16 protein-coding genes and 2 tRNA genes are annotated in these 19,688 nt (G+C 68.9%); 6 read left to right on the top strand and 12 right to left on the bottom strand.

Features of this window, described 5'->3' with window-relative positions; translation table 11 throughout:
* Positions 1-136 precede the first annotated feature (136 nt).
* Positions 137-209 (bottom strand) — tRNA-Ala (locus ACZ5C2_RS09155).
* A gap of 180 nt (positions 210-389) precedes the next feature.
* Here ACZ5C2_RS09155 and ACZ5C2_RS09150 point away from each other — a divergent pair.
* Together ACZ5C2_RS09150 and ACZ5C2_RS09145 are read left to right on the top strand one after the other, a co-directional pair.
* On the top strand, positions 390-938 hold the full coding sequence (locus ACZ5C2_RS09150; RefSeq protein WP_103545009.1) for a helix-turn-helix domain-containing protein: 549 nt from the start codon (positions 390-392) through the stop codon (positions 936-938).
* Between the two features lie 153 nt (positions 939-1,091).
* Positions 1,092-2,756 (top strand): serine/threonine-protein kinase, encoded by a 1,665-nt coding sequence (locus ACZ5C2_RS09145; protein ID WP_468788219.1) that lies wholly within the window; start codon positions 1,092-1,094, stop codon positions 2,754-2,756.
* Positions 2,757-2,807: 51 nt separating this feature from the next.
* Here ACZ5C2_RS09145 and ACZ5C2_RS09140 read toward each other — a convergent pair whose 3' ends face one another.
* The gene (locus tag ACZ5C2_RS09140; RefSeq protein WP_468788217.1) at positions 2,808-4,163 is read right to left on the bottom strand and encodes a hypothetical protein; all 1,356 of its coding nucleotides are present in this window, start codon (positions 4,161-4,163) and stop codon (positions 2,808-2,810) included.
* Between the two features lie 220 nt (positions 4,164-4,383).
* On the bottom strand, positions 4,384-4,512 hold the full coding sequence (locus tag ACZ5C2_RS09135) for a DLW-39 family protein (protein WP_003999697.1): 129 nt from the start codon (positions 4,510-4,512) through the stop codon (positions 4,384-4,386).
* A 339-nt stretch (positions 4,513-4,851) separates the two neighbouring features.
* Here ACZ5C2_RS09135 and ACZ5C2_RS09130 point away from each other — a divergent pair, with 339 nt between their 5' ends.
* Entirely contained in the window at positions 4,852-5,214 is a 363-nt protein-coding gene (locus ACZ5C2_RS09130) for a DUF6344 domain-containing protein (RefSeq protein WP_468788215.1), read from the top strand.
* Positions 5,215-5,611: 397 nt separating this feature from the next.
* On the opposite strand, the gene ACZ5C2_RS09125 is transcribed toward ACZ5C2_RS09130, so the two are convergent.
* The 9 genes from ACZ5C2_RS09125 to dnaA all read right to left on the bottom strand — a co-directional run bounded on the left by ACZ5C2_RS09125 (position 5,612) and on the right by dnaA (position 18,411).
* Positions 5,612-5,688, bottom strand: a tRNA-Ile gene (locus tag ACZ5C2_RS09125).
* Positions 5,689-5,807: 119 nt separating this feature from the next.
* Positions 5,808-6,554, bottom strand: coding sequence for a DUF3566 domain-containing protein (locus ACZ5C2_RS09120; RefSeq protein WP_468788213.1), 747 nt, complete (start codon positions 6,552-6,554; stop codon positions 5,808-5,810).
* A gap of 18 nt (positions 6,555-6,572) precedes the next feature.
* The gene (gyrA, locus tag ACZ5C2_RS09115; protein ID WP_468788211.1) at positions 6,573-9,170 is read right to left on the bottom strand and encodes a DNA gyrase subunit A; all 2,598 of its coding nucleotides are present in this window, start codon (positions 9,168-9,170) and stop codon (positions 6,573-6,575) included.
* 42 nt (positions 9,171-9,212) lie between these two features.
* The gene (gene gyrB, locus ACZ5C2_RS09110; protein ID WP_468788209.1) at positions 9,213-11,273 is read right to left on the bottom strand and encodes a DNA topoisomerase (ATP-hydrolyzing) subunit B; all 2,061 of its coding nucleotides are present in this window, start codon (positions 11,271-11,273) and stop codon (positions 9,213-9,215) included.
* Between the two features lie 433 nt (positions 11,274-11,706).
* Positions 11,707-12,249: a DciA family protein gene (locus ACZ5C2_RS09105; protein ID WP_468788207.1), complete on the bottom strand. Its 543-nt coding sequence runs from the start codon at positions 12,247-12,249 to the stop codon at positions 11,707-11,709.
* A complete protein-coding gene (gene recF / locus ACZ5C2_RS09100; protein ID WP_468788205.1) occupies positions 12,246-13,367 on the bottom strand; it encodes a DNA replication/repair protein RecF in 1,122 nt (373 codons plus the stop codon). The genes ACZ5C2_RS09105 and recF overlap by 4 nt, the downstream gene beginning before the upstream one ends.
* A gap of 73 nt (positions 13,368-13,440) precedes the next feature.
* Positions 13,441-14,316 carry a phosphogluconate dehydrogenase (NAD(+)-dependent, decarboxylating) gene (gnd, locus tag ACZ5C2_RS09095; protein WP_468788203.1) on the bottom strand — a complete coding sequence of 292 codons (876 nt, stop codon included), beginning with the start codon at positions 14,314-14,316 and terminating at the stop codon, positions 13,441-13,443.
* A gap of 142 nt (positions 14,317-14,458) precedes the next feature.
* A complete protein-coding gene (gene dnaN / locus ACZ5C2_RS09090; RefSeq protein ID WP_468788550.1) occupies positions 14,459-15,589 on the bottom strand; it encodes a DNA polymerase III subunit beta in 1,131 nt (376 codons plus the stop codon).
* 854 nt (positions 15,590-16,443) lie between these two features.
* Positions 16,444-18,411, bottom strand: a complete 1,968-nt coding sequence (gene dnaA / locus ACZ5C2_RS09085) for a chromosomal replication initiator protein DnaA (RefSeq protein ID WP_468788201.1) — start codon at positions 18,409-18,411, stop codon at positions 16,444-16,446.
* 375 nt (positions 18,412-18,786) lie between these two features.
* Between dnaA and rpmH the strand changes: the two genes are divergently transcribed.
* The 3 genes from rpmH to yidD are packed head-to-tail and all read left to right on the top strand — an operon-like array spanning position 18,787 to position 19,685.
* Positions 18,787-18,924 (top strand): 50S ribosomal protein L34, encoded by a 138-nt coding sequence (gene rpmH / locus ACZ5C2_RS09080; protein WP_003975051.1) that lies wholly within the window; start codon positions 18,787-18,789, stop codon positions 18,922-18,924.
* An 18-nt stretch (positions 18,925-18,942) separates the two neighbouring features.
* Entirely contained in the window at positions 18,943-19,314 is a 372-nt protein-coding gene (rnpA, locus tag ACZ5C2_RS09075; RefSeq protein WP_468788199.1) for a ribonuclease P protein component, read from the top strand.
* Entirely contained in the window at positions 19,311-19,685 is a 375-nt protein-coding gene (gene yidD / locus ACZ5C2_RS09070) for a membrane protein insertion efficiency factor YidD (RefSeq protein ID WP_468788197.1), read from the top strand. Before rnpA ends, yidD begins: the two co-directional genes overlap by 4 nt.
* Positions 19,686-19,688 lie beyond the last annotated feature (3 nt).

Genomic DNA, 19,688 nt, shown 5'->3' with positions numbered 1-19,688 from the left:
AGAAGAGCGCAGGAAGAAGAAGAGCAGGGGGGGGGGGGGGGGGGGGGCCTCTCCCCCCCCCCCCCCCCCCCCCCGCCGTTTCACGTGAAACGGGACCCGTCCCACCGCGTTTCCGCAGGTGGGACGGGTCCCGTTGTGGAGCCTAGGGGAGTCGAACCCCTGACATCTGCCATGCAAAGACAGCGCTCTACCAACTGAGCTAAGGCCCCGAAGGGAAGCGTCCACCTGGAAGAAGACTTCCCGGCGGGCGCTCGGCACCAGAGTACCGGGTCCACCCGGGGGTTCCGCAAAAAGATTGGGGGTCCCCGTGACCAACCACTCTCCGTAAGATGCTCGGCGTGGTTCGCTACAGCGAACCACGGTTCATGGGGAAGCGATGGGGAGACGCAATGGACGCCGCACAGCAGGAAGCCACCGCCAGAGCGCGGGAACTGCAGCGGAATTGGTACGGGGAGCCGCTGGGGGCGCTCTTCCGTAGGCTCATAGACGACCTGGGCCTCAACCAGGCTCGTCTCGCGGGAGTCCTCGGGCTGTCCGCGCCGATGCTGTCGCAGCTGATGAGCGGCCAGCGGGCGAAGATCGGAAATCCCGCGGTGGTCCAGCGGGTGCAACTGCTGCAGGATCTGGCGGGCCAGGTCGCCGACGGCAGTGTCAGCGCGGCCGAGGCAACCGAGCGCATGGAAGAGATCAAGAAGTCGCAGGGGGGGTCGGTGCTCAGCAACACCACGCAGACGACGAGCAGTTCCGGGGCACCCACGGTCAAGCGGGTGGTCCGCGAGATCCAGTCCCTGCTGCGCTCGGTGGCGGCCGCCGGCGACATCATCGAGGCCGCGGACACCCTCGCTCCCACCCACCCCGAACTGGCGGAGTTCCTCCGGGTGTACGGCGCCGGCCGCACCTCCGACGCGGTCACGCACTACCAGTCCCACCAGAACTGATCTCCCTGTCCGGCGGCCGAAGGGGGCTCGGCTGCCGGAGGCGCCCGTGAGACCGAGGACGCGGGGGAGTGACAGGGGACGGGAGGGAGTCGTAACGCCCGTAGAAGGGGAGGGACAGGGGGACACCGCAGGGGGAGGGGTGACTGCACAGCCATGGGTGAGGTCTTCGCCGGCCGGTACGAACTGGTCGATCCGATCGGACGCGGGGGTGTCGGCGCCGTCTGGCGCGCCTGGGACCACCGCCGCCGCCGTTATGTGGCCGCCAAGGTCCTGCTGCAGAGCGACGCTCACTCACTGCTCCGCTTCGTCCGCGAGCAGGCCCTGCGGATCGATCACCCCCATGTCCTCGCTCCCACCAGCTGGGCCGCCGACGACGACAAGGTCCTGTTCACCATGGACCTGGTGGCCGGCGGCTCCCTGGTCCATCTGGTCGGCGACTACGGCCCCCTGCCGCCGGCGTTCGTCTGCACCCTGCTCGACCAGTTGCTGGCGGGGCTGGCCGCAGTGCACGCGGAAGATGTCGTGCACCGCGACATCAAACCCGCCAATGTGCTCCTGGAGGCCACCGGTACGGGCAGGCCACGGCTGCGGCTGTCCGACTTCGGCATCGCGATGCGGCTGGGCGAACCCCGGCTGACCGAGACCAATCTGGTGGTGGGCACGCCCGGTTATCTCGCGCCGGAACAGCTGATGGGCTCCGAACCGGACTTCCCCTCCGACCTGTTCGCCGTGGGCCTCGTCGCGCTGTATCTGCTGGAGGGCGCCAAACCGGACGCCAAGGCCCTCATCCAGTACTTCGCCGACCACGGCACACCCGGTGCGCCGCAGGGTCTCCCGGAGCCGCTGTGGCAGGTCGTGGCCACTCTGCTCCAGCCGGATCCGCAGGCGCGATTCCGCACGGCAATGGGGGCACGCAAGGCGCTCGCGGCGGCCTCGGAGCTGCTGCCGGAACCCGGCCCCGACGACGAACTGATCGAAATCTTCGACCAACTGGGCTCGTTGCCCCCAGGCTTCGCCGCGGACGGCCCGCTGAGGAGCGCCTCGGGTGTGCGGCCGGGCGGTGCGTCCACGCAGGGGTACGGCCGCGGGGAGGGTGCCCTGCCCGGGGCCCGTGAGGACCGCTCCGTGCCCGGACCTGTCCCTGTCCCCGGCGGGGAAGCCGACGCCGCGTCGGCGCCGGGCCGCGGCATGGACGCCGCCGATGCTCCCGATGGCCCGGCCGGCCCCCTGACCGCCCGTCCAGCCCCGGCAGCGGGCGCCGGAACCGGCCCGGAAGCTCCCGGTCGGGACCACGCCGCGGACGGAGGCGGCGGCGCCGTACCCGCCGATCCGCGTCGGAGCGCCGTCTTCCCCGCGACTCCCTCCCGACCCTCCCCACGGCAGCCCGGCATGTCCGAGACGGGCAGCTTCCCTCTCCCGCCGCCCCACGCCACGGTCACCTCCTCCCCCGTGGCCGGTCCTCCGCTGCCCTCGCAGGCCCCCCAGGCTTCCCAGGCCCCTGAGCAGGCCCAGTACGGCGGACAGCACCAAGCGCCCGACGCCGCGCCCTACATCTCCCCCCACGACCCCACGCATCCGCTGCGCTCCCCCCTGCCACGGCCGATCGCACATCCCGACGCCTCTACTGCTGAATACACCGCCCAGGCACCGCGGGTTCCGCTTCCGGGCGAGGAGATGTCCCGGCACGCCGCCGCCACCCCTCGGTCCCATCGCCGGCGCAGCCGCCGGCCCGGACCTCCGGCGAAGGTGGCCGTCCCTGTCCTGCTCCTGGCCCTTGCCTGCTACGCCGTGGGGCTCTGGGCCCTCACCCGGATCTGAGCACCGCCGCCCGCGGGCGGCACGCGCCCCGATACGAGGTACGAGCGCCGTCTAGGGGACGGCCCGCCGCCGCGCTACCAGCGTCCACACGCCGAGCCCCACGAGCAGCACGCTTCCCGTGCCGATGCCGCCCACCGCGAGCGCCCGGTAGGCGGTTCCGTCGCCCGTTGTCCCGCCCTCGGCCGCCGCCTCCCGGTCCTCCCCCGTGACCGTGAAGACGTCCGACGGAACGGTCCGCCCCGCGTACCCGGGCCCGTCCTGTGGCGTACCGGTCAGCCGCACCCGCAGGGTCAGTGGAACGGGTCCGTCGCCGAAGTCGTCCGCGACCTCCTCCGTGAGGTGGGCGACGAGGTAGTAGGAGCCGGCGAACCGCATCGCCGCGATCTGATCCCGTGGGGCGTGCCGATTGACGTACGCGACCTGTGGCAGGGGCGCGAGGCTCCTCGACTTCTGGCCTCCGTCGTAGCCGATACCCAGGTCGTCGATGTGACCACGTGCGGGGTTGTAGAGGTCCAGGTCCAGTGCGGCGGCGACGAATCCTCTGCCGTCCGCGTCCGAACTGCCCAGTTCGGCTGTGACGTAGAGCTGTTGCCCCCAGTCGACGGGGACCTTGTAGAAGAGGGTCTGACCGGGTCGTATGTCATCCCGCCACACCCCCTCACCCACAGACGTGGCCCGGGAGAAGCCCGCACCGCCCGCACGCCGTTCCGACTCCCCCGTGACGGGAGGGGGCGGGGCGGAGTTCCACTCCTCGGGCACCCGTGTCGGACCGGTCTTCTCCAGTGCCGGCTCCGACACCGCGGCGAGTTCCATCTCCCAGGGGCCGGGGGAGGATCCCTTTCCGTCCGGGTCGGCGCGCTCGACGGTCATGTAGTACGTCCCGGCGTCCCTGCACAGGGACCTCCTGGGGGAGATCTCCCGCATGGACCACGCGGCGACCGGGTGCGGGCTGCCCGCGGCACCGAAGCTCGCCGTGTCCCCGTCGCAGGAACGGCCGTCGCTGTTCTCCACGGACACCTTGACGCCGTCGATGACGGAGGCTTCACGGCCGGGCGTCGGGACTGCGGTGGCGGAGGCGTAGAGGTTCGTGGTGGCGTCGAGTTCCAGGCGGTAGTAGACCTTGCCGGTCGCCGGAAGCGTGCTCCGGTAGGACCGTCCGGGGACGAGTTCGGCGGCGTCCGCGGTGCTCACGGCACCGTCGATGCGCCGCGCGTCCTCGGCGAAGGCGTAGGTTCCGGGGTTTCCGGTGTCCCCTGCGGGCCCGGGCCCGGACCGGAAGGTTCCGGTGGCCCCGAGGGGCTTGGTGGCGTCAGCGGCGGCCCTGCCGCCGGTGTTCCCGGCGGAGGCCCCGACGGCCGTGGCCTCCTGCCCCGGCAGAACGCCCCCCAGTCCCAGCACGACTGCCACGCCCGCACATCCGACGACCAGACGCCGGCCGTGACCGGATCCCGCCCGTCCCCGCGCCGTACCCTGCCGTCCCCTCACGCGCCACCCCTCGTCGCTGCCCGGACGTCGCACCGTGTCGCCCATCCTGCCCCGTGGTCGAGGCCGGCCCACAAGGCCCCGGCACACACAAAACCCCGACCGCGAGGGCGGCCGGGGTCTGTTCAGCGTCGGATATCGGTACTCACGAACCCGTGGGCACGGAGTCAGTCGCCTCCGTCCACAGATCCTGCTCGGCGCGATCCGCCTGGATCTGGCGGTACACGAGGAGCCCGCCGATGGCGGCCAGTGCGACCAGGAGAAGCTTCTTCACCGCGCGACCTCGTCTTTCGTTGACGTAGGGGACCTCTGGCGCCCGACTATACACACCGGCCGATACCGATCGGTGACCTGCGTCAGCGCCTCGAACCGCCCTCAAACGCGGCGCAGTAGGAGTGGAGGACCGCCGTGCGGCCGGAGGGTGACCGCATCTCCACGGACAGCCCGTTCGACTGCCTCTCACCAGTCTCGGCAGCCTTTCGCCGCTCATGCGCCCATCCGAGTGGTGTTCATCTGAACATCCACGCGCCACGGGCGGGGGTCCACCACTTCGCGACCCTCATACACATGATGAGGAAAGTACGCAAATCGCCCAACCCGAAAGTGAGGGGCCATGGCCCGGACCAAGGTCATGAAGCTGTGGAACGCCATCGTCACCGCCTTCCTCGCGCTGTGCACGGCGCTCGGACTCATCACCACGACCGCCTCCGCGGCGGTACCGCAGACCGAGAAGACGCGCAACAGCGGCAGCACGGCCAGGACGGCGGAACCGGCGACCCCCCTCGGGTCCTGGTCACTGAACAGGGCCCTGCCCCCCACGATGAAACAGCGCATCCATGCCGAGGCCCACGGCAAGTCCCCCAGCTGTCGGCACCGTCCCCTCTCCGACACGGAGTCCGACTCCCCGGACTGCTCCGACGACACGACGTCCTCCCGTCCGGAACCCGTCACCGGCCGCATCCCGCTCCAGCGCTGAGCGCCGAGGCGATCCCCCTGCCGAGGCCTCCTCGTGCCGTCGCTGCTTCCCGAAGTCCTGGCGAACTTGCGTACAGCACCACGGCACGACGACGATTCCCGGCCGGCGACAGCACACCGCACCAGAAGACTCCCGTCGACATCCGACGGGGGTCCTCTTCGTTGTGTGGACGGCTTCATCGCACACGGGGCTCCTGGATACGAGCTCCATGACCGCACCCGAACACGCCGGACACGACGCGTTCCGGCGTTGTGCACCGTGTGCTGCTTCCACGGCGGAAGCGGTCGCCGTGCTCACCGCGCTTGTGGAAGAACCGCTCATCGACTGACCGCCGCCGTTGGCGTCAGCCGTTTGGTGTCAAAAGACCCCCGGCCTCATGGCTCGGGGGTCTTCTCGCTGGTGGGGCTAACAGGATTTGAACCTGTGGCCTCATCCTTATCAGGGATGCGCTCTAACCAACTGAGCTATAGCCCCGCCGCGCTCTGCGGTGTGTACCGCGCGCTGACTCCTGAAGATTAGCGCACGACCGGGGCAGTCCCAAAATCGGTTGTCAGGGGGCTGTCAGGGGAGCCGACGCAAGCGCGGTGAGCAACTCACTCGTCCTCGGCCAGCGTCACCTCGACGCCGCCGACGAAACCGGCGGAGAGGTTGTAGATGAACGCGCCGAGCGTCGCGAGAGCCGTCGCCAGAACGACGTCGATGACCGCGATGATCGTCGTGAACATCAGGACGTTGGGCAGCGACAGGAACGACTGGAGGTCGAAGCCGTTCGACTCGTTGGAGCCGGTCGCCTCCGCGATCGTGCCGCCGACCGTCGAGAACACGCCCATGGCGTCCATGACCATCCAGAGCACCGCGGACGCGACGATCGTGCAGATGCCGAGGGCGATGGAGAGCAGGAAGCTGACCTTCATCACCGACCAGGGGTCGGCCTTGGCCACCCGCAGGCGCGCCTTGCGCACGCGCGGTGTGGTGCGCGCCCCCGTGCGCGGGCGTCGCACCGCACCGGTCTGGGCGGCTGCCGTACCGCCCTGCGCCGCATACGCCTGCGGGGGGTGGTACGGGCCCGTCTGCTGTTGCGGCTGCCGTTCCCCCGGCAGCGGTGAGGCAGTCTGAGCGGCTGCGCCCTGGTCCGGCGCGGGCTGCTGCCGGCCTCGGGTGTCCGTCACGGTTCCCCCCTGGGATCCCTGCCTGTCGGACGAGGAGGCGTCCATGACGGGCGACTTGATCGCTTTGAGATTGGTCGTGTGCGGATCTGTCGCCCGCGCGGCGGAGCCACGGCCACCGCCGTCCGTTCCCGTACTGGTACCGGCCGGCCCGGCGCCCGTGGCTCCGCTCACGCTGACTCACTCCTCGTGCTACTCGGCCGAGGGCGCCTCACCCTCGTCCGTGCCGGTGGCCGCGTCCCCGTCGGCGGTCTCGTCCACGGCCACGTCGCCGTCGACTTCCTCCGCCTCGCGTCCCGCCTCGGCGTTACGGGCGATGCCGACCACGGCATCGCGCTTGCCCAGATTGATCAGTTGGACGCCCATGGTGTCACGGCCGGTCTCCCTGATCTCGTTGACTCGCGTACGAATCACACCGCCCGACAGCGTGATGGCGAGGATTTCGTCGGTCTCCTCGACCACCAGCGCGCCGACGAGGGTGCCGCGGTCCTCGACGATCTTGGCGGCCTTGATGCCCAGACCGCCGCGCCCCTGTACGCGGTACTCGTCGACAGCGGTCCGCTTCGCGTACCCGCCGTCTGTGGCAGTGAACACGAACGTACCGGGTCGAACAACATTCATCGAGAGCAGCTCGTCTTCCCCACGGAAACTCATGCCCTTGACACCCGAGGTCGCACGGCCCATGGGACGCAGCGTGTCGTCCGTCGCCGTGAACCTGATCGACTGTGCCTTCTTGCTGATCAACAGCAGATCGTCATCCGACGAGACGAGCTCGGCGCCGATCAGTTCGTCGTCGGAACCGTCCTCCTGCTCGCGCAGGTTGATCGCGATCACACCGCCCGAACGCGGCGAGTCGTAATCCTTCAGCGGCGACTTCTTCACCAGGCCCGCCTTGGTGGCCAGAACCAGGTAAGGCACCGCCTCGTAGTCGCGGATCGCGCGGATCTGGGCGATCGTCTCGTCCGGCTGGAAGGCCAGCAGGTTCGCCACGTGCTGCCCGCGCGCGTCCCGCCCGGCGTCGGGCAGTTCGTAGCCCTTCACCCGGTAGACACGGCCCTTGTTGGTGAAGAACAGCAGCCAGTGGTGGGTGGTCGACACGAAGAAGTGGTTGACGATGTCGTCTTCCTTGAGCTTCGTGCCGCGTACGCCCTTGCCGCCGCGCTTCTGTGCCCGGTAGTCGTCGGTCTTGGTGCGCTTGATGTAGCCCCCGCGCGTGACCGTGACGACAATGTCCTCCTCGGCGATCAGGTCCTCGATGGACATGTCACCCTCGTACGGGATCAGCTTCGTCTTGCGGTCGTCGCCGAACTTCTCGACGATCGCCGCCAGCTCCTGGCTGACGATGCCGCGCTGACGGACCGGAGAGGAGAGGATCTCGTTGTACTCGCTGATCTTCGCCTGGAGTTCGTCGTGCTCCTGGACGATCTTCTGACGCTCCAGGGCGGCCAGCCGGCGCAACTGCATCTCGAGAATGGCGTTGGCCTGGATCTCGTCGATGTCCAGGAGGTCCCTCAGGCCCCCACGCGCGATCTCCACGGTGTCACTGCGCCGGATCAGCGCGATGACCTCGTCGATGGCGTCCAGGGCCTTCAGCAGACCGCGCAGGATGTGCGCCCGCTCCTCGGCCTTGCGCAGCCGGAAGCGCGTACGGCGGACGATGACCTCGATCTGGTGCGTCACCCAGTGCCGGATGAACGCGTCCAGGGACAGCGTGCGCGGCACACCGTCGACCAGGGCCAGCATGTTGGCGCCGAAGTTGGTCTGCAGGTCGGTGTGCTTGTAGAGGTTGTTCAGAACGACCTTGGCGACCGCGTCCCGCTTCAGCACGATGACCAGACGCTGCCCCGTGCGCGAGGAGGTCTCGTCACGTACGTCGGCGATGCCGCCGATCTTGCCGTCCTTCACCAGGTCGGCGATCTTCTGCGCGAGGTTGTCCGGGTTGGTCTGGTACGGCAGCTCCGTGACCACCAGGCACTGGCGGTTCTGGATCTCCTCGACCTCGACCACCGCGCGCATGGTGATGGAACCGCGGCCCGTGCGGTACGCCTCCTCGATGCCCTTACGGCCGACGACGAGGGCGCCGGTGGGGAAGTCGGGGCCCTTGATGCGCTCGATCAGCGCGTCCAGGAGCTCCTCGTGGGAGGCCTCGGGGTTCTCCAGGTACCACTGGGCACCGGCCGCGACCTCGCGCAGGTTGTGCGGCGGGATGTTGGTCGCCATACCGACCGCGATGCCGGCCGAGCCGTTGATCAGCAGGTTCGGGAAACGGGCCGGCAGGACGGTCGGCTCCTGGGAGCGGCCGTCGTAGTTGTCCGTGAAGTCGACGGTCTCCTCGTCGATGTCACGGACCATCTCCATCGACAGCGGCGCCATCTTGCACTCGGTGTAGCGCATCGCCGCCGCCGGGTCGTTGCCCGGGGAGCCGAAGTTGCCGTTGGAGTCCACCAGCGGCATCCGCATCGACCACGGCTGCGCGAGCCGGACCAGCGCGTCGTAGATCGAGGAGTCACCGTGCGGGTGGTAGTTGCCCATGACGTCGCCGACCACGCGGGCGCACTTGTAGAAGCCGCGCTCCGGGCGGTAGCCGCCGTCGTACATGGCGTACAGCACGCGGCGGTGGACGGGCTTGAGGCCGTCACGGACGTCGGGCAGCGCACGCGAGACGATGACGGACATCGCGTAGTCGAGGTACGAGCGCTGCATCTCCGTCTCGAGCCCGACGGGCTCGACGCGCATGACGGTCGCGTCCGCGTCCTCGAGAGGCGTGACGGGAGTGTTCTCGTCGGTCATTGCTGGTGAAGGTCCTTCCTGGTGCGGTCAGCTGAGACCGACTCAGATGTCGAGGAAGCGGACGTCCTTGGCGTTGCGCTGGATGAACGCGCGGCGTGCTTCGACGTCCTCGCCCATCAGGACCGAGAACAGGTCGTCGGCCTGGGCCGCGTCGTCCAGGGTGACCTGGCCGAGGACGCGGTGCTCCTGGTCCATCGTGGTGATGCGCAGCTCCTCGGCGTTCATCTCCCCGAGGCCCTTGAAGCGCTGGACGGAGTCCTCACGGATACGCTTGCCGGCGTTGCGGCCCATCTCGATCAGCGCGTCGCGTTCGCGGTCGGAGTACGCGTACTCGAAGTCGTCCTTGCCCCACTTGATCTTGTAGAGCGGGGGACGGGAGAGGAACACGTGCCCGGCCTCGACCAGCGGCCGCATGAAGCGGAACAGGAACGTCAGCAGCAGGGTGTTGATGTGCTGTCCGTCGACGTCGGCGTCCGCCATGAGGATGATCTTGTGATAACGGAGCTTCTCGATATCGAAGTCCTCGTGAACACCGGTGCCGAACGCGGAGATCATCGCCTGGATCTCCTGGTTCTGCAGGATGCGGTCGATGCGCGCCTTCTCGACGTTGAGGATCTTGCCGCGGATCGGGAGGATCGCCTGGTACTGCGGGTTCCGGCCGGACTTGGCCGAGCCGCCGGCGGAGTCACCCTCGACGATGAAGATCTCGCACTTGATGGGGTCGTTCGACTGGCAGTCGGACAGCTTGCCCGGCAGGGACGCCGACTCCAGCAGGCCCTTGCGCCGGGTGAGATCGCGGGCCTTGCGCGCCGCCACGCGCGCGGTGGCCGCCGCGATGCCCTTGCGGATGATGTCCGCGGCCTCGTTGGGGTTGCGGTCCAGCCAGTCGTTGAGGTGCTCGTAGACGACCTTCTGGACGAAGGTCTTCACCTCGGTGTTGCCCAGCTTGGTCTTGGTCTGGCCCTCGAACTGGGGCTCGCCCAGCTTGACCGAGATGATCGCGGTCAGACCCTCGCGGATGTCGTCACCCGTGAGGTTGTCGTCCTTTTCGCGCAGCAGCCTCTTGTCCCGCGCGTACTTGTTGATGAGCGAGGTGAGCGCCGCGCGGAAGCCCTCTTCGTGCGTACCACCCTCGTGGGTGTGGATGATGTTGGCGAAGGAGTACACGCCCTCGGTGTAGCCGCCGTTCCACTGCATCGCGACCTCGAGGGACAGATTCCTGTCCTTGTCCTCGGCCTCGAGGTCGATGACGGTGGGGTGCACCACGTCTCCCTTGCGGGAGTTGAGGTACTTCACGAAGTCGACGATGCCGCCCTCGTAGTGGTACGAGACGGCCTTGACCTCGTGCTTCTCGTCCTCGCCCGCCTCGTCCGCACCGGCGGTGGCCTTCGCCGACTCGCGCTCGTCGGTGAGGTTGATCCTGAGGCCCTTGTTGAGGAACGCCATCTCCTGGAAACGCCGCGAGAGGGTCTCGAAGGAGTAGTCGGTGGTCTCGAAGATGTCGCCGTCGGCCCAGAAGGTGACCGACGTACCGGTCTCCTCGGTGGCCTCGTGCTTGACCAGGGGCGCGGTGGGGACACCCAGCTTGTAGTCCTGCGTCCAGCGGTAACCGTCGGTCCTGATCTCGACGGCGACCCGCGTCGACAGCGCGTTGACCACGGAGACGCCCACGCCGTGCAGACCGCCGGAGACCGCGTAGCCGCCGCCGCCGAACTTGCCGCCCGCGTGCAGCACGGTCAGTACGACCTCGACCGCGGGCTTGCCCTCGGAGGGGACGATGCCCACCGGGATTCCGCGGCCGTTGTCCACCACGCGGACGCCGCCGTCGGCCAGGATCATGACGTCGATGGTGTCCGCATGGCCGGCCAGCGCCTCGTCGACCGAGTTGTCGACGACCTCCTGCACCAGGTGGTGCAGTCCCCGCTCGCCGGTCGACCCGATGTACATACCGGGTCGCTTACGGACCGCGTCCAGGCCCTCGAGGACGGTGATGGCGCTGGCGTCGTACGACGCGGTTCCCTCGCCGGTCGAGGTGCTCGCCGCGTCGCTGACGCCGGTGTCGGTGGACGGGATGTTCTCGTTGGGGTTGCCGGAATCGGCCACGAAGCGCCCTTTCTGGCACAGCACGAGCCGGGCTCGTCGGCAGGTTGCCGGAGCGGCTGCGGCATGTTGCGTTGGTAAGCCTTGATCAGCGTTGCTCAGCTTTTCCCGGGCGGTCCCCACGATCGGGGCGGGATTGCCTTCCAGTCTACCGGTAGCGCTGACATCGATGGGGCTTTGCGGGCACCTGAGTCCGCATGTGCCGCCCTCAACCGGTCTCTCCCGACTCCCGATATGCGGATGGGGGCTCCAAGAGCCCTACGAGGGCACTCAGCGCTTCCGGCCGTCAACCCTTTGCTACTTAGGAGTCAGGTAGCGATTCGCAGCCCTGCGCGGCCGTACCCCGAAGCTGCCACCGACGGCCCGAACACCCCACCCGGAAGTCCTGGTGTGATGTCAGTCACGTGCACTTCAGAGGGCGGACATGGCCGCCGGATCACCCGTACGTGTCCCCGGGACCGGTGCTCCCGGGAGCACGCAGCGGCCCGAAGCGACGGGCGGGGCCGACGGGGCCGACGACCTTGATCAGCCGCACCGTGCCGTGGCCCAGGTCCTCGTTCAGCCGCGCGACCAGAGTCGGCGCGAGCAGCCGCAGATTCGTCGCCCAGGCCGTGGAGTCGCAGCGCACCACCAGCACCCGCTCGTCCTCGTCGTACCGCTCCGGCTCGCAGTGCTTGGCCACGTCCTCACCGACGATCTCCGGCCAGCGCCCCATCACCCCGCCCACCGCGGCCGGGGTCTCCCAACCGCGCTCCGTGAGCAGCCGGTTGATCGCCGCGCCGAGCGCCATCGGGTCGCGCCGGTCGGCGCCCGCACCGGAGCGCAGGCCACCGCGCCGCGCCTGCTTCTTCTGCTGCGCCGCGTCCCCACGCGCGCGCGCCGCCTCCCTGGCCGCCCGCAACGCCACGCGCGCGAGATCCACACCCGAGGGCTCGGGAGCCTTCCCGGCACCGCTTCCGGGCGGGTCCTGCTCGCTCATGCGCGCTCCACCGTTCCCTCGGCCACGACGAACCGCGTACCGGCCAGCACAAGAGGCACATCGTCGTCGACGGCCGCGGTCACGAGCACCTGCTCACCGGGCGCGACCAGCTCGGCAAGCCGCTCACGGCGGCGCGTGTCCAGCTCGGCGAAGACGTCGTCGAGCACCAGCACCGGCTCATTGCCCTCGGCGCGCAGCAGGTCGTACGAGGCCAGTCGCAGCGCCAGCGCGTAGGACCAGGACTCGCCGTGCGAGGCGTAGCCCTTGGCGGGCAGCCGGCCCAGCTTGAGGAGCAGGTCGTCGCGGTGCGGGCCGACCAGCGTGACGCCACGCTCGATCTCCTGCTTACGGGTGTCAGCGAGCGCGGCCATCAGCTGCTCGAACAGGTCCTCGCGCGAGTGTGCCTCGCCGGGCGCGGACGGCTTGTATTCCAGGGTGACCGGTCCGCCCCCGGGCGCGAGCTGCTCGTACGCCTTGTCGGCCAGCGGCTGAAGCACGCCGATCAGGTCCAGCCGCTGCGCCAGGAGCTCGGCGCCCCCACGTGCGAGGTGCTGGTCCCAGACGTCGAGCGTGGACAGGTCCAGCGTGCGCCCACCGTGCCGGCGGGCCAGCGCGGCCGACTTCAGCAGGGTGTTGCGCTGCTTGAGCACCCGGTCGTAGTCGGCGCGGACACCTGCCATGCGCGGGGAACGCGCGGTGATCAGTTCGTCGAGGAAATGGCGCCGCTCACCGGGATCGCCCTTGACCAGGGACAGGTCCTCCGGTGCGAACAGCACAGTACGTACGATGCCCAGCACATCCCGCGGCCTGACCTGCGAGGACCGGTTGACACGGGCACGGTTGGCGCGGCCCGGGTTCAGCTCCAGCTCGACCAGCTGCTGCCGCTCGCCCTGGCGGACCTGGGCCCGGATGATCGCCCGGTCGGCGCCCATGCGGACCAGCGGGGCATCGGAGGAGACCCGGTGGCTGCCGAGGGTGGCGAGGTAGCCGACCGCCTCGACGAGATTCGTCTTGCCCTGCCCGTTGGGGCCGACGAAGGCCGTCACCCCCGGGTCGAGCGGGACCTCGACCCGGGGATAGGAGCGGAAGTCGGCCAGCGACAGATGCGTGACGTGCATGGTCGTTTCGCCGACCTCCCCCGGCGTAGTGGACCGCCGAACGGTCCTGTGGATGGCTAAGTGCCCCTGTGGATTACTTCTTCTCGACCGCGTGGCCGCCGAACTGGTTCCGCAGCGCCGCGATCATCTTCATCTGTGGCGAGTCCTCCTGGCGGGAGGCGAACCTCGCGAACAGCGAGGCCGTGATCGCCGGCAGCGGAACCGCGTGGTCGATCGCGGCCTCCACAGTCCAGCGTCCCTCACCGGAGTCCTGTGCATAACCCCGGAGCCCGTCCAGGTGCTCGTCCTCGTCGAGGGCGTCGACCGCGAGGTCCAGCAGCCAGGACCGGATGACCGTACCCTCCTGCCAAGAGCGGAACACCTCCCGGACGTCGGTCACCGAGTCGACCTTCTCGAGGACCTCCCAGCCCTCGGCGTAGGCCTGCATCATGGCGTACTCGATGCCGTTGTGGACCATCTTGGCGAAGTGCCCGGCGCCCACCTTGCCCGCGTGCACCGAGCCGAAATCGCCCTCCGGCTTGAGGGCGTCGAATATCGGCTGCACCTTGGCGACGTTCTCCGGGGCGCCGCCGTACATCAGCGCGTAGCCGTTCTCGAGGCCCCAGACGCCGCCCGAGACGCCGCAGTCGACGAAGCCGATGCCCTTGGCCGCCAGCTCCTCGGCGTGCCTCTCGTCGTCCGTCCAGCGGGAGTTGCCGCCGTCCACGACGACGTCACCCGGCTCGAGCAGTCCGGCGAGTTCGTCGATGGTGGACTGGGTCGGCTCGCCGGCCGGGACCATCACCCACACCGCACGCGGGCCGCTGAGCTTGCCCACAAGCTCCTGCAGGCTGTGGACATCGGCGACGTCCGGGTTGCGGTCGTATCCGTGGACGGTGTGGCCTGCGCGGCGGATCCGCTCGCGCATGTTGCCGCCCATCTTGCCGAGGCCGACGAGACCGAGCTCCATCAGTTGTGATCCTTAGGTATGCGACGTGGCGTGACGGCACTTACGTACCGGCGTCCGAGCCTAAACCCGGACGCTCGCGCACATCTGTGGGCATACGCGCTCACACGTACGCCCTCACCTGCGGCGTTCGGCGCGAAGGTGCTCAGCCGCTGAGCCGCACCGGCATGATCAGGTACTTGTAGGCCTCATCCGCCTCCGCGTCCACCGCCGGACGGCCGCTGAGCAGCGCGGGCTTGGTGGACGTGGTGAACGACAGCTGGGCCACCGGGGAATCGATGGCGCTCAGGCCGTCCAGCAGGAACGTCGGGTTGAAGGCGATCGAGATGTCGTCGCCCTCCAGCTGGGCGTCGACCCTTTCCACAGCCTGTGCGTCGTCGCTGGAACCGGCCTCCAGGATGAGCACGCCCTGCTCGAAGCTCAGTCGCACCGGGGTGTTCCTCTCGGCGACCAGGGCCACGCGCTTGACGGCCTCCACGAAGGGGGCGGTCTCGATCACGGCAATGCTGTTGAACTCCGTCGGGAACAGCGTGCGGTACTTCGGGAGGTCGCCCTCCAGCAGCCGCGTGGTGGTGCGGCGGCCGGCGCCCTCGAAGCCGATCAGGCCCTCGCCCGCGCCCGAGCCGGACAGCGCCAGGATGACCTGATCACCACTGGTCAGCGCCTTGGCGGTGTCCTGAAGCGTCTTGGCGGGCACCAGGGCGACCGCGGAGACCTCCGGGTTCTCCGGCTTCCACAGGAACTCGCGGACCGCGAAGCGGTAGCGGTCGGTGGAGGCCAGGGTGACGGTGTCGCCCTCGATCTCGATGCGCACACCCGTGAGGACGGGCAGCGTGTCGTCACGGCCCGCCGCGATGGCGACCTGCTGCACGGCGGAGGCGAAGACCTCCCCGGGGACCGTACCCGTCGCGTTCGGCATCTGCGGCAGGGCCGGGTACTCCTCCACAGGCAGTGTGTGGAGGGTGAACCGTGAGGAGCCGCACACCACCGTCGCCCGCACACCGTCCGTGGAAATCTCCACGGGCCGGTTGGGCAGGGCCCGGGAGATGTCGGCCAGCAGCCGACCGGACACCAGGACCGTGCCCTCCTCCTCGACCTCCGCCTCCACCGACACCCGCGCGGAGACCTCGTAGTCGAAGCTGGACAGGCTCAGCTTGCCGTCCTCGGCCTTCAGCAGCAGGCCGGCGAGGACAGGGGCCGGCGGACGGGCCGGGAGGCTGCGTGCCGCCCAGGCCACTGCCTCCGCGAGTACGTCGCGTTCCACCCGGATCTTCACTGTTGCCGCCTCCTGCTGTTGCCGGCGCTTCTCGCCCTGCCTGGCTTCGTCGTCTGACTCGGTGTCGTCGGCCCCTGGGTGGGGAAGGACACCGTGAACAGTCTGACGCACCGCACTGACAGTAGGTGCCCCTCGGGGTCAAGTCGTGACGAGTGGCAGCCGGGGCCGAGACAGCGAGTTGTGCACAGGACCCTCTTCGAACCGGATTCCTCACTCTCTCTAGTCGGGAGTAGTAGTAGGGCCTGTGGATACCGTGGATAACCCCGTTTTCGCAGCTCAGCGCAGCAATTTTGTCCACGGGGCCTGTGGGCGGAGCCGGTGGACAACCGGGCGTATCTGTGGAGAACAGAAAGTTCTGCACACACCGTGCACAGGAAGGGGCGAGTTCTCCCCAGGTTCGTCCCCAGGTTTGCGGCTCTTACCCACAGCCTCCTGCGGCAGCATGATGTGACGCCTTTCACTCCCCCCGGTGAGAGAGCGCGTCGTGTTGCCGAACAGTGGACAGTCATGTGGAGAAGCGGGCAATCGCTGGGGACAACCGGCCTCAGCCTGTGGGTTGTCCGTGGACAACTCAGTGCACAGGCTGTGGATCATCGCTTCGTCCACAGCCTGTGGAGATCACTTGTCCACGAATCCACAGGCAGCTGAGCTGGGAGAACAGTGCTGCAACAGGTCGGTCTGTGGACAAGGCTGGGACAACTTTCCGGTCCCCAGCATGTGGACGTAAAAAAGTCACCACATCTGTGGAGGACGGCCGTAACCCGGCCCTTAAATCGAACAGAGCGAGACGCCCGACGCACGAAGAAGGGCGCCTCCCGATCCCTCCGGAGGCGCCCTGGTCGGTTGTGAGGCCCTCAGCCGGCCTTGATGCGGTTGGTGAGCTCGGTGACCTGGTTGTAGATCGAGCGTCGCTCGGCCATCAGATTGCGGATCTTCCGGTCGGCGTGCATCACCGTCGTGTGGTCACGGCCGCCGAACAGCGCGCCGATCTTCGGCAGCGACAGGTCCGTCAGCTCCCGGCACAAGTACATGGCGATCTGCCGGGCGGTCACCAGCGCGCGTCCGCGTGAGGTACCGCACAGGTCCTCCACCGTGAGGCCGAAGTAGTCGGCGGTCGCGCCCATGATGGCCGTCGAGGTGATCTCCGGAGCCGAGTCGTCGCCCCCGGGCATCAGGTCCTTCAGGACGATCTCCGTCAGTCCCAGATCCACCGGCTGCCGGTTGAGCGAGGCGAACGCGGTCACCCGGATCAGCGCGCCCTCCAGCTCCCGGATGTTCCGTGAGATCCGGGAGGCGATGAACTCCAGCACCTCCGGCGGGGCGTTGAGCTGCTCCTGTACTGCCTTCTTGCGCAGGATCGCGATGCGCGTCTCCAGCTCGGGCGGCTGGACGTCGGTGATCAGACCCCACTCGAAGCGGTTCCGCAGCCGGTCCTCCAGCGTCACCAGTTGCTTGGGCGGCCGGTCGCTGGAGAGCACGATCTGTTTGTTGGCGTTGTGGAGCGTGTTGAACGTGTGGAAGAACTCCTCCTGCGTCGACTCCTTGTCCGCCAGGAACTGGATGTCGTCGACGAGCAGGATGTCCATCTCGCGGTAGCGCTTGCGGAAGCTGTCGCCCTTCCCGTCGCGGATGGAGTTGATGAACTCGTTGGTGAACTCCTCCGAGCTCACGTACCGCACGCGCGTGCCCGGGTAGAGGCTCCGCGCGTAGTGCCCGATCGCGTGCAGCAGGTGCGTCTTGCCGAGCCCGGACTCCCCGTAGATGAAGAGGGGGTTGTACGCCTTCGCCGGCGCCTCGGCGACCGCGACCGCGGCCGCGTGTGCGAAGCGGTTGGACGCGCCGATGACGAACGTGTCGAACAGGTACTTCGGGTTGAGCCGCGCGGTGGGCTCACCGGGGCCGGTCGCCGGTGCCGGCTGCGCGGCCAGCGGGCCGGGTGCCCCCGTGGTGGGCAGGTTCGGACCCACGGGGCCGCCGCGGTGGACGTGCCCCGAGCCGGGGGGCGGCTCGGGCAGCTCGCGGCGCCGGGCGTCGCGCTGGTCGTAGTCGCCGCGCTGCTGTTCGTAGGACGAGGGCCGCTCCATCGGCTGCGGGCGGTAGTCCTGCGAGGGTGAGCCGCCGTATCCGTCCTGCGAGCCGTAGGCGTCCTGGGTGCCGTACGAGTCCTGCGAGCCGTAGGCGTCCTGCGACGGCGAGGCGTACGGGTCCCGCTCCGGGAAGCCGAGGCGTTGCTGCTGCCAGCCGTAGTCCTCCTGCGGCGGCCGCGGCCAGGAGCCGGGCTCGGGCCGCTGGTACTCCGACGGGTAGGCGGGGCGGGCCGTGGGGAGCTGGTCGCCGGACTGGCCCGGCTGCGGATTGGTGCGGCGGCGGCCGCCGTAACCGTTGTATCCCTCGTACGGCTCGCGCTCCTGCCGGTCCGGCCGCTCGCGGTGATCCGGGCGGTCGGGACGGTCTGGGCGGTCTGGGCGGTCCTGGCGGACGGTGGGGAGTTCCGGCTCCTCGTAGCGCGACTGCTGCCGGGGTGCCGGCGGGGCCGGGGCCTCGCCGACGGTGTCGTCGACCGTGATCGCGATCCGGATCGGACGGCCGCACTCGCGGCTCAGGCTCTCGCTGACTACGGGCGCGAGGCGGCCCTCGAGTACACCCTTGGCGAACTCGTTCGGTACGGCGAGCAGTGCGGTGTCGGCGACCAGCGCCAGCGGTTGGCAGCGCCGGATCCAGTGCTCGTCCTTGCCCTCGACCCCTTGTCCGCGGCCCTCGCCGAGCAGGTGTTCCAGTACGCGTGGCCACACTGCGGCAAGATCGGCAGGTACGTCAGCCACAGGGCACGCTCTCTCACAGGTCCCTCGATCGTGTGATGCGGAGGACGGGTTGGGATGTAAATCGGGTGGTGGAGGGTCAAGGGAACGAAGCGGAGTCCAGTCACGGTAGTCAGCGCGACCGGTATGGTTCAAGTTGTTGTCCCCAGGCTGTGGACAAGTGTCTCCCGGTGACCGCTGGTTTGACCGAATGGCGCAGCCGCGCGTACCGTGACCAGGTCGAGTTGTCGATGGCTGCTGCCGCCTGCCTCCGATGGGCACAGATCGCGCAAGATGATCGGTCAGCGGTGCACTCGGGCGTAACGCGAGCTACTCGTGGGCGCACGGTGACAGCCAGGACGGCACCCCGCAAACATCGATTTCTTCTGGAGCCCCCGAGTGAGCAAGCGCACCTTCCAGCCGAACAACCGTCGCCGCGCCAAGACCCACGGCTTCCGGTTGCGTATGCGCACCCGTGCCGGCCGCGCGATTCTCGCGACCCGCCGCAGCAAGGGTCGCGCCCGTCTGTCCGCCTGATTCCGGTCAGGTCGCGTCGTGCTGCCCACCGAGAACCGGCTGAGGCGGCGCGAGGACTTCGCGACCGCGGTACGACGAGGGCGCCGGGCCGGGCGTCAGCATCTCGTCGTCCACTTTCGTAGCGGTGCCACGGACCCGCATGCGCCTGGGGAGAGCGCTCCCCCGTCGCGTGCGGGTTTCGTCGTGAGCAAGGCCGTGGGGGGCGCGGTGGTGCGCAACAAGGTGAAGCGCAGGCTTCGCCATCTGATGCGCGAGCGAGTCGACCAGCTGCCCCCCGGTAGCCTGGTAGTCGTACGAGCGCTGCCCGGTGCGGGCGGCGCCGACCATGCACAACTGGCCCGAGACCTGGATGCCGCCCTGCGGCGGCTGCTGGGAGGGGGCGCGCGATGAAGTACCCACTGCTGGCGCTGATCAAGATCTACCAGTGGACGATCAGTCCACTGCTGGGGCCGGTGTGCAAGTACTACCCGTCGTGTTCCCACTACGGCTACACGGCCATCGACCGGCACGGTGCCTTCAAGGGCACAGCACTCACGGCCTGGCGCATCCTGCGGTGCAATCCGTGGTCGCTGGGCGGTGTGGACCATGTCCCGCCGCGCAAGCGTCCTCGGTGGCACGAAATGCTGCGTAACGCCTGGCGTGCACGCAAGGGCGGGACCTCCGCCGCCGAACCGGCCCCCGAAGGACAGACGTCTCCTCCAAGTCCGACGAGTCCTTCGAGCCCGGCCGCAGTGACCTCGTCCCATGCCCAAGGAGCATGATTA

It is taken from the genome of Streptomyces sp. NPDC031365 (genome assembly GCF_055569765.1).
The sequence above is the reverse complement of the archived record's forward strand: the minus strand, read 5'-3'. Positions and strand labels throughout refer to the sequence as shown.